This window comes from Mesorhizobium sp. M0019 (assembly GCF_040323975.1).
Classification (GTDB): domain Bacteria; phylum Pseudomonadota; class Alphaproteobacteria; order Rhizobiales; family Rhizobiaceae; genus Mesorhizobium.
This window is the reverse complement of the sequence record NZ_JAMYVK010000039.1, coordinates 56,016-69,780: the sequence shown is the minus strand read 5'-3', so window position 1 is coordinate 69,780 and position 13,765 is coordinate 56,016. Positions and strand designations below refer to the sequence as shown.

The window sequence follows — 13,765 nt, the reverse complement described above, 5'->3', positions numbered from 1 at the left end:
CGCTTTCCCCATAGGCCCCACCCAGCCCCCCGCGGCTTCCTCCTTGGGAGGTTTTTCAACGCGGGCCGACACAGGCCCAGCCGCCCCCGTCACGCCGCGGCCCGCATCGAAAAACCTTCACCAATCACGACGCTCACTCCGGTCAGTGGTAACGTCCGGATTTGGCGCGCGATTCCGACCTCAGCGAACGAAGTTATGACACGCCATTCCAGTGTATGCTTGCTTCGCCAAATTGGGTGTGCGCTGCAATAGCAGCCCGAGACAGTCGCGCTTGCCGAAGGGGCTGTCGGCTTTGACGGGATTGGCGTAAGCTACAGTTAAGGGGGTGCACACATGCACCGCATCATCGCCATAGCGATCTTAGTTCTCGCGGCCGTGTTCAGCTCCGCGCGGGCGGAGGTGCTGATCGGCGTCTCGGCTGCGATGACGGGACGGCTCGCCTGGATCGGCGAGCAGGGACAGCGCGGCGCGGAGATGGCAGTGGCCGACGTCAACACGGCGGGCGGCGTGCTCGGCCAGAAGGTGAGGCTCATCTCGGTCGACGACTTCTGCGATCCCGAGCAAGCTGTGGCGGCCGCCAAGAAGCTGGTGGCTGACGGGGTCGTGCTCGTCGTCGGGCATTATTGCTCCGGGGCCTCGATCCCCGCATCAAAAGTGTACGAGGAGGCAGGCGTCGTTGAGATATCCCCAGGCTCGACCAATCCGCAGCTGACCGAACAGGGCCGTGCCAATGTCTTTCGCACCATTGGCCGCGACGACGCGCAAGGTTTCATCGCCGGCAACTACCTTGCCGATCGCTGGGGCAACAAGAAGATTGCGATCCTCCACGACAATTCGACCTATGGGAAGGGTCTCGCCGACGAGACCAGGAAGCAGCTGAACAAGCGGGGCGTGACTGAGGCCGTTTACGACGCATACATTCCCGGGAAGGACGACTATTCGGCCGAGGTCGCTACGTTGCAGACCGCCGGCGTCTCCGCCTTATATGTGGGTGGGTATCATGCCGAGGTTGCGCTGATTGCTCGCGCTGCACACGACAGTGGCTACACGGTTCAGCTCATATCCGGAGATGCTTTGGCGACCGAGGAATTTGCCCTGATCGCCGGCCCCGCGGCGGAGGGGACCCTCTTCACGTTCCCGGCGGACCCGAGGCGAAGCCCCGAAGCGGCCGCGGTCGTTGAGCAGTTCCGTGCGGAGAATTTCGAACCCGCGGGCTACACGCTGTTGAGCTACTGCGCGGTCCAGGTTTGGGCCCAGGCAGTCTCGAAGGCAGGTTCGCTGGAGCAGAAGGCCATCATTGCGGCACTGCACGAACAGGAATTCGACACCGTCATCGGCCGGGTCGATTTCGACGACAAGGGCGACCTCACGAAGCAGAGTTGGGTTTGGTACGTCTGGCGCGGCGGAGAGTACGTGCCGGTTGAATAGGGTTCGCTGATCGCCGGCGTGCCGGCTGAGATGTCTAGTCTGATGCAGACCAGTGTGGCCGGACTGTTCCGACTCGCCGAGCTTGAACGCCTCGGCATACGCGGCCGGCTGTTGCTCGCCTTTTTCGGGATCAGCGCCCTTGCGGTGCTGGCAACCGCTGCGGCGCTTTATGCCTTCCTCCAGGTTGGCGACGTCGTGGACCGAATTACCACGGATCGAGTGCCGTCGGCGCTCGCCTCCCTCCAGCTGTCGCGCCAGGCCGAACGGGTCGCTGCTGCCGCGCCATCGGTGCTGGCAGCGACAAGCAGGGCTCAGCACAGCGAGGTCTCGGCTGCCGTCGCGCTCGAGATGTCCCGCCTCGAGGCCCTGCGCACGGACCTCCGGGATGCCACGTTGGGCACAGTGCCTTTGGCCGAGATCGAGGAAGCCGCGATTGTTCTGAGGCGCAACCTGAAGGAGCTCGACTCTCTTGTTGTCGCCCGGCTCGACGTGGTCGCCCGCAAGGAGGAGCTCCTGAACCGCCTCGCCGCGACGACGACCGGAAGCCAGCGCCTTGTGGCCACCGGCATCCTAGTAATGGATTCCAGGCTCCCGCAATGGCGGGCGGTCGCGGCCGACACGTCGCTGTCGCCCGATCGACGCGCAGCGGCGATGGCCGACCTGGTCCAGGCGATTGCGGCTTACATTCCCCAGCAGAAGGCGCAGCTGGAGATCTCGGCGGTCAACGACGCGCTGGTGAAGGTCGCGAACGCGCCGACGCCGGGCGACCTGGCGTTGATCCTTTTTCCGCTACGCCGTTCGCTCACTGCTCTTGAAAAGGTTTCCACGGAGATCGACGAAAAGCTGCGGACCCGCTTCCGGCAGCGTGTTGACGAGTTCAGGGGTTTGACCGACGGCGAGGACAGCATCCCCAAGGTGCGGGAGGACGAGTTTGCTGTCCTGGCACAGGGCGAAAGGCTTCTGGCCGAGAACAATCGACTGTCGCGCAATCTCACCGCTGGCGTCGATCGCCTGGTCGCCACGGCAGATCAGGAGATCGCTGCGTCCGGTCGCGAAGCCGCGCTCGTCCAGCGCTACGGCACCGCGGTTGTACTCGGCTCCGCCTTTCTCAGCCTCCTGAGTTCGGTTCTGGTTGTCTGGCTCTATGTCGACCGCAGCCTCCTCGCCCGACTGGGGGCCGTGAGCCAAGGCATGCTCGCGATTGCGGGGGGCAATCTTCGTGCGCCGCTGCCAGCCGCGGGCAGCGACGAAATCGGGCGCATGGCCGAAGCGCTGAGACTCTTCCGGGATACTGCTGTCGAGGTCGAGGAAAAGAACCTGCGCGACGTTGCGGAAGCTCGTCAGCGGCTCATCGATGCCATCGAAAGCATCTCCGAAGGATTCGCTCTGTACGACTGGGAGGACCGGCTCGTCCTCAGCAACAGCCGCTACCGCGAATTGCTCTACACCGGTCTGGAGACCGAACTGACGCCCGGCACGACATTCGAGCAAATCATTCGCCGATCCGCTGAGCGCGGCTACATCAGGGACGCCGAGGGGCGGGTCGAGGAGTGGGTCGCCGAGCGCCTCTCGCGGCACCGCAACCCTGGCGAACCTTGGGTGCAGAGGCGAGGCGACGGGCGATGGGTCATGGTCAGCGAGCGGCGGATCAGCGCCGGCGGCACGGTCGCCGTCTATTCGGACATCACTGAGCTGAAGCAAAGGGAGGAGAACCTCGCCGAGAAATCCGTGGTTCTGGAGGCGCTTTCCAGCAAGCTGGCGAAGTATCTGGCGCCCCAGGTGTATCGCTCGATATTCACCGGCCGCCAGGAGGTCAGGATCGCCAGCCAGCGGAAGAAACTGACAATATGCTTCTCCGATATCGCCGGCTTTACCGAGACCACTGACAAAATGGAATCCGAGGATCTCACCCAACTCCTCAATCACTATCTGACGGAAATGTCGAAAATTGCTTCGGATCACGGCGCGACGATCGACAAATATGTCGGCGACGCGATCCTGATGTTTTTCGGCGATCCCGAGACTCGCGGCGTCAAGGAGGACGCGCTGGCTTGCGCGCAGATGGCACTTGCAATGCAAAAGCGGATTAGCGAGCTTGCCGAAGTCTGGCGGGACATGGGGATCGAAACACCGCTGCGCTGTCGCATCGGCATCCATACCGACTACTGCACCGTCGGTAACTTCGGCAGCGAGGACCGGATGGACTACACGATAATCGGCGGCGCCGTGAATCTCGCCTCGCGCCTGGAGCAGGAGGCGCCGCCGGGGGCCATCCTCATTTCCTACGAGACGTTTGCGCAAGTGAAGGACGCAATCGACTGTGAGGAACTGGGGCAAGTCCAGGTCAAGGGGATCGCCTATCCCGTCGCCACCTACCGCGTCATCGATCTGAAGGCCAATCTGGCGGCCGCTCGTCGTGCTGTTCGAACCGAGCTGCCGCACTTCAGGTTGGAACTTGAACCGGAGCTGATGTCCCCTGACGAGCGTGGCGATGCCGCCAATGCACTTCGAGACGCGCTGGATCGGCTTCGTCACAAGCCTGGGTAGTAGGGCTTGGTCCACAACGACCCCTCCCAATGGACACAAGGAGTGGGATGTGGGACGCCGCTCATTGGCGCTATCGATGCGAAGGCCGCAGAACGGTCGCGGTCAGTCTTCGAACTCGGGCGGAACGTCCGCATCGGAGCCGAGACTTAACATTCACGGCATCACTGGCAAGGTCCGGATATGGCGCAAAACAGACTTAGCCCCTGCCTGATGAGCGGTGCTTTCTCAGTGTGAGTTCGTCCCCCCATCACACCAAACTCCCCTGCTCCGCCTCCTCCGCATTGGGATCCCCCGGTGCCGTTGCCCAGGCGAGCTCCACCAGCGTCACCGTCCGCCGGCCGGCTCCGTCGAGCTGGCATACGATCAGCCCCTGCTCCTCGATATAGGTCAGCAGGCGCCGGGCGCGGCGCAGCGAGTGCGAGCCGTAGGCGCGGGCGATTGCCGCGTCGCTCGGGCAGGGCCAGCCCTCCTTGGCGGCGCGAGCGATCATCATGAACACGCCTTGCATGTCCTCGGGCAGCAGCGAGGCGCGCGCCGAGACGTCCTGCCAGGCGTCGTCGCCCGCCATGTCGGAGCCGAGGCCGGCGCGGGCGCGGGTCAGCATGCGGCGGAACTCGGGCAGGTCCGGCACGACCGAGGCGAGGCCCTCGATGCGGCAGCGGACCACGAACTCCTGATAAAGCACGCCGATGACCCGGAAGCCGGCATCGGGTTGCGCCAGCACGGCGCGCAGCACCCGGTCGACGCGCTCGCGCCGCTCCGCCAAATCCTCGGCGCTGATTTGCGCCTCCGCTGCTTCCGGGCGGATTTCCAGCGCCGCCGACTTCGCCGCCATCAGCTGATCGAGCAGATCCGGCGACGAGCGGCGCTGCGGCCGGACGGTTTCCGGCGGCGGGGCCGCCAGGATGATCGCACGGGCATCCTCCAACGCCGATTCCGGCAGCGGCATCAGGCGCGGGGTCGCGTTGCGCGGGCTTGTATCTGTCGGGCCGATGCGCAAGCCGAGCGGACGGCGCGACAGCGCCGGGCCGAGCGCCATGAATTGCCCGCGCTCGAGGTCGCGAAAGGCCTCGGCCTGGCGCCGCTCCATGCCGAGAAGGTCGGCGGCGCGCGCCATGTCGATATCGAGAAAAGTCCGGCCCATGAGGAAATTGGAAGCCTCGGCGGCGACGTTCTTGGCAAGCTTGGCCAGCCGCTGGGTGGCGATGATCCCGGCCAGCCCGCGTTTGCGGCCACGGCACATCAGATTGGTCATGGCGCCGAGCGAGAGCTTGCGCGCCTCGTCCGAAACCTCGCCGGCGACGGCCGGCGCGAACAGCTGCGCCTCGTCCACCACCACCAGCATCGGGTACCAGTGGTCGCGGGCGACCTCGAAAAGCCCGCCGAGGAAGGCGGCGGCGCGCCGCATCTGGTTCTCGGCGTCGAGCCCCTCGAGATTGAGCACCGTGGAGACGCGGTGGATGCGCGCCCGCTCGCCGGCGCTCTGCAGGCCGCGCTCGGTATGCTCCTCGGCGTCGATCACCAGATGGCCAAAACGGTCGCCCAGCGTCACGAAGTCGCCTTCGGGGTCGATGATGGTCTGCTGCACCCAGGGCGCGCTCTGCTCCAAGAGCCGGCGCAGCAGGTGGGACTTGCCGGAGCCCGAATTGCCCTGCACCAGAAGCCGCGTCGCCAGCAGTTCCTCAAGATCCAGCGCCGCCGGGGCGCCTGCGCTCGTCTGGCCCATCTCGATCGCAACGGTCATGTCTCGACTCTCCTTGCGGAGAGGGCTTATCAACCGCATCACAGCACGTCGAGCGCGCCATGGCCGGCGCTCCGTGTTGCGCACAGGCTGGATGTCGCGGACGATCGAGGATACGGAACGTACCGTTTCGATTCGATAAGGCTTGTCTCTTCAGGTCGAAAACCGGTACCCGCCTTTCACCGGCTGGGCCTGCCTGGCTTTCTGCGAGCCGGCGCGCGCGGCCGCCGCAAGAATGCTCTCCATCAGGTCCTTTTCGCGCAGCGGTTTGCCGAGCAGCGGCACGTCGGGGGGCCGGTCGGCGATCGCGTCGGCATCGGCATATCCCGTTATCATCACCGCCGGCCAATCGGACCGCAGATTCCGGGCGAACCGAATGACCTCCAGGCCCGAGACGAGCGGCATGGCAAAATCGGTGACGATGACATCGAAATCGTACGGCGCCCGCTCGATCATCGCCAGCGCTTCGGCACCGCCCCCGGCACAGGTAACCGCAAAGCCGTGTTGGCGAAGCGATTGCGCCGTCAGTTCCCGTAGTACATTGCTGTCGTCGATCAGCAGGACCGATGGATAGTCCTCGCCGGCATTCCCGACGCTGTCGTCGGCATCGGACTTCTCGGCGATTTCCACCGGGCGCTCGATTGAACGCGGCAGCCAGAGCTGGACGGATGTTCCACTGCCGACGGTGCTTTCAATGCGAAGCGTGCCGCCCGATTGCTTGACGAAACCATGCACCGTGCTCAGACCGAGGCCAGTGCCTTTGCCGACCGGTTTTGTGGTGAAGAACGGTTCTACGACCTTGGCGAGAATGTCAGCCGGTATGCCCGACCCCGTGTCCTTGACCGTGACCACGACATAGTCGCCCGCCGAAATATCCTCGGCTGCACTGCCTAGCGTTCGATTTTGCGCCTCCACGATTATCGTGCCGCCGGACGGCATGGCATCGCGCGCGTTGAAGACCAGGTTCATCAGCGCGAGCTCCAGCTGGCTGGCATCGACATGCGCCGGCCACACAGTGTCGTCGACAAGCCAATCGAAACGGATCAGGCCGCCCAGGACCGGGGCCACCAACCCGTTCATTGTATCGCCGAGCGCGGCGAGGCGCACGGCCTGCGGCCGCAGCGTCTGGCGGCGCGAGAAGGCAAGCATGCGGTTGACGAGCTCGGCGCCTTGTTTTGCCGACCGGCGTGTCAGTTCCAGAACCTGCCTGGTCTGTCCGTCGAACTCGGCATGGCGCTCGAGCAATCCCAATCCGCTGAGAATTGCGGCAAGCAGATTGTTGAAATCATGCGCCAGGCCGCCGGTAAGCTTGCCGATCGCGTCGAGGCGCTGCGACTGCAGCAGCTGGTCCTCAAGCTCGCGCCGCTCGGTAACGTCCAGCAATGTGCCGAGGATCTCGGGGTTCCGGCCGTCGGAGCCATTCGACAGGACGCCCTGGTCGAGAAAAATTCGGTAATTGCCGTCGGCGCATTGCCAGCGGAATTCGCAGGTGTAGGAGCCGGTGGCCTTGGCTGCGAGCAGGACCTCCCTCACTCTCGGCAGATCGTCGGGATGAACGCGGCTCAGGCCGAAGCCTGGATCGGCGGTCAGCCGTTCCGCAGGAAAGCCGGTCAGGCGTTCGACCCCTTCGGTGACAAAGCTGGCGCCGAACGGCGGCTCCGCCGCCCTTGCGTGGAAGCAGACCGGAAGAGAGCTCAAAATGGCATGCTGCCGCTCCTGTGCGCTGCGCAGCGCCCGCTCGGCCTCGAGCTTTTCCTTCTGCGCCTGCAGTGCCTGGGCCAGCAGCCGTTGCTCGGCAGCCGCCTTTTGCTGGATTTCGAGCGTCTTCTCATGAAGTTCGACGAACACGGCAACCTTGGAACGCAGCATGGCCGGGTCGAAAGGCTTGAACACGTAATCCACCGCGCCGGCGTCGTAGCCGCGCAGCATGTGCGCGTCTTCCTTGTTGATGGCGGTGAGAAAAATTATCGGCGTTCGCCTGGATTGCTCGCGCTGGCGGATCAATCCCGCGGTCTCGTAGCCATCCAGCCGGGGCATCAGCACGTCCAGCAGGATGACTGCGAAATCCTCCTTCAGCAGTGCGCGCAACGCCTCTTCGCCCGACTGCACGCAGACGACTTCACCGATAGGGGCCAGAACCTCGCCGATCGCCAGCAGATTGCGCTCGTCGTCATCCACGGCCAGGATGCGCGCCTTTGCCGGCCCCGCTGCCGGCGCCATGACCTCCAGCTTCCTTGCTCCGTTTCTCGACAGCTTCTGCATCGAGCGGCCGTCAGTTCACTGCCATGAGCGTCTTTTCCGGACCATGGACACGGGATCGCGAACGGCCGATCCAGACACGCAGCAATGCCAACAGCAGATCGAGGTCGACAGGCTTGGCGATGTAGTCGGAGGCGCCGGCGTCGAGGCACTTCTGCCGGTCGCCCTTCATTGCCTTGGCTGTGACCGAGATCAACGGGATATGGGCGATCGCCGGCATGCTGCGGATCTGCCGCATCGTCTCGTAGCCATCCATTTCCGGCATCATGATATCGATCAGTGCCGCATCGATATCCGGGCTCTGCTCCAGAAGCGCGATACCTTCCCGGCCGCGCTCCGCATGCAGCACCTGGATGTCATAGGTCTCGAGAACGCTGGTAAGCGAATAGATGTTGCGGATGTCGTCGTCGACGATGAGGACCTTTGCGCCGGCGAGGTCGAATTTGTCCGGCTGTTCGGCTGCCGCACCATCGTTTTCGTGGCCTCGCCCGGGGAGTGTTGCCGACATCAGGAGAGCCAGCTGCGCGAAATTCTCCGCCCGCGGAACATCCGCCAATGCCGGATGCAAGGCGAGCGACTGTTGCAGCGCTTCCGGATGAGGCGCAAAGAACAGCAGTCGCGACACCGACTGCCCGAACAGGACGGCAATCTCATCCAGCATCTGCGCGTTGTCCTTGGCCGAGCGGCCAAAGCCGAGCACAACGGCATCATAGTTGGCGATGCCGATTTCGTCCGCATTCGCCGCGACGCGGCCGATCGCCGTAACCGAGGTGACGCCGTCGCGGATCGCCTCGATCAGCGAAAGGCGGCGCTCGGGATCGGGATCGGCAATCAGGACGCGGCTCTGGACGCGGAGCTTTCTGGAATGAATATCCTGGAAGACCTTCATCAGTTCGTCCGACGATACGGGCTTGGTTGAAATGCTGGATGCACCCTTGCGGGCAAGCACCTCGATGTCTTCGGCGCCCGAGATGACATGAACGGGAATGTCCTTGGTTTTCGGGTCATGGCGAAGCAGATCGAACAACACCCAGCCGTCGATATCCGATAGTCCGAGATCGAGCGTAATCGCGTCGGGAACCAGCTTGCGTGCCAAAGCCAGCGTGCCGGAGCCCGCGGTCGACAGGACGCCTTTCAGCCCGGCCGAACGTGCAAGGCCGAGCAGCAAACCGCCGAAGGTCGGGTCGTCCTCGACGATCAGCACGACCCGATCTTCAGACGAGATCGTGTCGCGGTCATCGAGCAATTCGGAGGACGGCGGGCTCGGCTGCGCTGTCGTCGCGGCCACCTCCATCGCCGGCAGCAACGCCGCTTGCGGGGCCAAGGCCATCCGGGGTCCGTCGAATGGAATGACCAGAGTGAACGTCGAACCCTTGCCCGGCGTGCTCTCGACCCGCAATTCGCCGCCGAGCAGCCGGGCAATCTCCCGGCTGATCGAGAGCCCAAGCCCGGTGCCGCCATATTTGCGGCTTGTGGTGCCGTCGGCCTGCTGGAAGGCCTCGAAAATTAGCTTCTGCTTGTCTTGCGGAATACCGATGCCGGTATCGGTGACCACGATCGCGAGCGCCTCCATCGGTTGCGCCGAAACGTTGTGACGGCCCGTCTTTTCGGCCCGGAAATTCAAGCGGACCTCGCCTTGCGAGGTGAATTTGAACGCGTTCGACAAAAGGTTGAGCACGATTTGCTGCAACCGCTTCTCGTCGGTGCGGACGGTTTCCGGAAGCTCTCGGTCGACATTGATGGTGAAGCCAAGCCCCTTGTCGGTCGCCAGCTGCCGGAAGGTTCGCTCCATATGCTGGCGAAGATGCACCACGGGCATATCGTTGATATCGATCGAGACGGTGCCCGATTCGATCTTCGACAGATCGAGGATGTCGTTGATGAGGCTCAAAAGGTCGGTGCCGGCCGAATTGATGGTGCGCGCGAACTCGACCTGCTTGTCGTTGAGATTGCCCTGCTGGTTGGTTGCGAGCAGGTTTGAAAGGATGAGCAGCGAGTTCAGCGGCGTGCGCAGTTCGTGGCTCATATTGGCGAGGAATTCCGACTTGTATTTCGAGGTAAGCGCCAGCTGCTCGGCCTTCTCCTCCAGCGCCCGCCGCGCCATCTCGATTTCCAGGTTCTTGTTCTCCACCTGCTTCTTTTCGTTCTCGAGCAGCTGCGCCTTTTCCTGCAGCTCCTCATTGGTGGCGTGCAGCTCCTCCTGCTTCTTGGTCAGTTCGGTCTGACGCGCCTGCAATTCCGAGGTCAGCAGCTGCGACTGCTTGAGCAGGCCTTCGGTGCGCATGGTGGCGGCGATGGTGTTGAGAACGATGCCGACGGATTCCATCAGCTGGTTGAGGAACGACTGGTGCGTGTCGCGGAATTCGCTGAACGAGGCGAGTTCGATGACGGCCTTCACCTCGTCCTCGAACAGAGCCGGAAGAATGATCACGTTCGCCGGCGCGGCATTGCCAAGGCCGGAGGTAACGCGCAGGAAATTCGGCGGCACATTGTCCAGCATGATGGCGCGCTTGTCGGCGGCACTCTGCCCGACAAGCCCTTCACGCAGATCGAGGCGTTGCTTGATTTCCGCCTTGCTTTCGGCGCCATAGGAGGCTGCGAGCTCCAGATAGAATTCATCCTCGTCGCGGTTGGTCACATAGAACACGCCATATTGCGCATTCACCAGCGGGGCGAGTTCGGACATGATGAGGCGCGAGATCGTGGCCAGGTCGCGCTCGCCCTGCAGCATGCGCGAGAACCGGGCGAGATTGGTCTTCAGCCAGTCCTGCTCGGCATTCTTCAGCGTCTGGTCCTTCAAATTGCGGATCATCTCGTTGATGTTGTCTTTCAGCGCCGCCACCTCGCCGGAGGCCTGGACGCTGATCGAGCGGGTCAGATCGCCCTTGGTCACCGCCGTCGACACCTCGGCAATGGCGCGCACCTGGGTCGTCAGGTTGGCCGCGAGCTGATTGACATTGTCGGTCAGGTCGCGCCAAAGGCCGGCAGCGCCGGGCACCCGGGCCTGGCCGCCGAGCTTGCCTTCGATGCCCACTTCGCGGGCGACGTTGGTCACCTGGTCGGCGAAGGTCGCCAGCGTCTCGATCATGCCGTTGATGGTGTCGGCGAGCGAGGCGATCTCGCCCTTGGCATCGACCGTCAGCTTGCGCTTGAGATTGCCTTGTGCGACCGCGGTCACGACATCGGCGATGCCGCGCACCTGGTTGGTCAGGTTCGTCGCCATCAGGTTGACGTTGTCGGTCAGGTCCTTCCAGGTGCCGGCAACGCCCTCGACCCGCGCCTGGCCGCCGAGCTTGCCCTCGGTGCCGACCTCGCGGGCGACACGCGTCACTTCGCCGGCAAAGGAATTCAGCTGGTCGACCATGGTGTTGATCGTCGATTTCAGCTCCAGGATCTCGCCCTTGACGTCGACGGTGATCTTCTTCGACAGGTCGCCGCGCGCCACAGCGGTGGTCACCTCGGCGATGTTACGGACCTGGCCGGTCAGGTTCTCGGCCATCGAATTCACATTGTCGGTCAGATCCTTCCAGGTGCCGGCAACGCCGCGCACCTGCGCCTGGCCGCCGAGCTTGCCTTCGGTGCCGACCTCGCGCGCAACGCGCGTCACCTCTGAGGCAAAGGAATTCAGCTGGTCGACCATCGTATTGATGGTGTCCTTGAGCTCGAGGATCTCGCCGCGCACATCGACCGTGATCTTCTTCGACAGGTCGCCCAGCGCCACCGCAGTCGTCACCTCGGCGATGTTGCGCACCTGGCCGGTCAGGTTGGCGGCCATCGCATTGACGTTGTCGGTCAGGTCTTTCCAGGTGCCGGCAACGCCGCGCACCTGCGCCTGGCCGCCGAGCTTGCCGTCCGAACCGACCTCGCGCGCCACGCGCGTCACCTCGGAGGCGAAGGAATTCAGCTGGTCGACCATCGTATTGATGACGTCCTTGATCTGCAGGATCTCGCCCAGCGCATCGACGGTGATCTTCTGGGTCAGGTCGCCGGTCGCAATTGCCGTCGCCACCTTGGAGACGTCGCGCAACTGCACGGTCAGATTGCCGGCCATGGCGTTGACGTTGTCGGTCAGGTCCTTCCAGGTGCCGCCGACGCCCTCGACATGCGCCTGGCCGCCGAGCTTGCCTTCCGAACCCACTTCGCGCGCCACACGCGTCACTTCGGAGGCGAAGGAGTTGAGCTGGTCGACCATCGTGTTGACGGTGTCCTTGAGCTCCAGGATTTCGCCCTTGACGTCGACGGTGATCTTTTTCGACAGGTCGCCGCGGGCGACGGCGGTCGTCACCTCGGCGATGTTGCGGACCTGGCCGGTCAGGTTGGCGGCCATCAGATTGACGTTGTCGGTCAGGTCCTTCCAGGTGCCGCCGACCCCTTTCACCTCGGCCTGGCCGCCGAGCTTGCCCTCGGTGCCGACCTCGCGGGCGACGCGCGTCACTTCGGAGGCGAAGGAATTGAGCTGGTCGACCATCGTGTTGATGGTGTCCTTGAGCTCGAGGATTTCGCCCTGCACGGCGACAGTGATCTTCTTCGACAGGTCGCCCGAAGCGACCGCAGTCGTCACCTCGGCGATGTTGCGCACCTGGCCGGTCAGGTTCTCGGCCATCGAATTGACGTTGTCGGTCAAGTCCTTCCAGGTGCCGGCGACGCCGCGCACCTGCGCCTGGCCGCCGAGCTTGCCCTCGGTGCCGACTTCGCGGGCGACGCGCGTCACCTCGCCGGCAAATGAATTCAGCTGGTCGACCATGGTGTTGATGGTCGATTTCAGCTCGAGGATCTCGCCCTTGACGTCGACGGTGATCTTCTTCGACAGGTCGCCCAGCGCCACAGCCGTCGTCACCTCGGCGATATTGCGCACCTGGCCTGTCAGGTTTTCGGCCATCAGGTTCACGTTGTCGGTCAGGTCCTTCCAGGTGCCGCCGACACCTTCGACGCGCGCCTGGCCGCCGAGCTTGCCTTCTGTACCGACTTCGCGCGCGACGCGCGTCACTTCCGAGGCGAAGGAATTGAGCTGGTCGACCATCGTGTTGATGGTGTTCTTGAGTTCGAGGATTTCGCCTTTCACGTCGACGGTAATCTTCTTCGACAGGTCGCCGGAAGCGACGGCGGTCGTCACCTCGGCGATGTTGCGCACCTGCCCGGTCAGGTTCGTCGCCATCGCGTTGACGTTGTCGGTCAGGTCCTTCCAGGTCCCGGCCACACCTTTCACGCGGGCCTGGCCGCCGAGCTTGCCTTCGGTGCCGACCTCGCGCGCCACGCGCGTCACTTCCGAGGCGAAGGAGGCCAGTTGCCCGACCATGGTGTTGACGATCTTGCCGATGCGCAGGAATTCGCCGCGCAACGGCCGGCCGTCGATTTCGACCATCATCGTCTGCGACAGGTCGCCTTTGGCGACTGCGCCGATGACGCGCGCCACTTCGGCCGTCGGCTGAACCATGTCCTCAATCAGATCGTTGACGGAACGGACGCTCGATTCCCAGCTGCCGGTGGCGTTGCGGACACGGCCGCGTTCGCCGATCCGGCCATCCTTGCCGACGACCTTGCTGAGGCGTTCGAACTCGCGCGTGACCTGATCGTTGAGTTCTACGATTTCGTTGAAGGTGTCGGCGATCTCGGAATCAAGGCCGGCGTAGACATTGTCGATACGAACGGAGAAATCACCGCTCCGAAAAGCCTTCAGCGCGTTCAGTATTTGACGGTGGTCCAATTGCCTTGTGGATGCAAGCACGCTCACAGCGCCCCTCCCAGCTCACGGATTTCTTGAATGTCCTGGTGAAACTGTCCCCTGCGGCC

The 13,765-nt window shown here is 63.8% G+C and carries 5 protein-coding genes; 2 read left to right on the top strand and 3 right to left on the bottom strand.

Annotated elements, in window-relative coordinates; translation table 11 throughout:
• Nucleotides 1-333 precede the first annotated feature (333 nt).
• The gene (locus NKK47_RS24825; RefSeq protein ID WP_352448431.1) at nucleotides 334-1,428 is read left to right on the top strand and encodes a branched-chain amino acid ABC transporter substrate-binding protein; all 1,095 of its coding nucleotides are present in this window, start codon (nucleotides 334-336) and stop codon (nucleotides 1,426-1,428) included.
• A gap of 42 nt (nucleotides 1,429-1,470) precedes the next feature.
• Nucleotides 1,471-3,975 carry an adenylate/guanylate cyclase domain-containing protein gene (locus NKK47_RS24820; RefSeq protein ID WP_352454712.1) on the top strand — a complete coding sequence of 835 codons (2,505 nt, stop codon included), beginning with the start codon at nucleotides 1,471-1,473 and terminating at the stop codon, nucleotides 3,973-3,975.
• A gap of 247 nt (nucleotides 3,976-4,222) precedes the next feature.
• Here the strand turns inward: NKK47_RS24820 and NKK47_RS24815 are convergent, their stop codons facing one another.
• The 3 genes from NKK47_RS24815 to NKK47_RS24805 form a co-directional block, all read right to left on the bottom strand.
• Nucleotides 4,223-5,719 (bottom strand): helicase HerA domain-containing protein, encoded by a 1,497-nt coding sequence (locus NKK47_RS24815; RefSeq protein WP_352568365.1) that lies wholly within the window; start codon nucleotides 5,717-5,719, stop codon nucleotides 4,223-4,225.
• A 150-nt stretch (nucleotides 5,720-5,869) separates the two neighbouring features.
• Nucleotides 5,870-7,936 carry a PAS domain-containing hybrid sensor histidine kinase/response regulator gene (locus NKK47_RS24810; protein WP_352568366.1) on the bottom strand — a complete coding sequence of 689 codons (2,067 nt, stop codon included), beginning with the start codon at nucleotides 7,934-7,936 and terminating at the stop codon, nucleotides 5,870-5,872.
• A 52-nt stretch (nucleotides 7,937-7,988) separates the two neighbouring features.
• Nucleotides 7,989-13,700: a HAMP domain-containing protein gene (locus NKK47_RS24805; protein WP_352578588.1), complete on the bottom strand. Its 5,712-nt coding sequence runs from the start codon at nucleotides 13,698-13,700 to the stop codon at nucleotides 7,989-7,991.
• Nucleotides 13,701-13,765 lie beyond the last annotated feature (65 nt).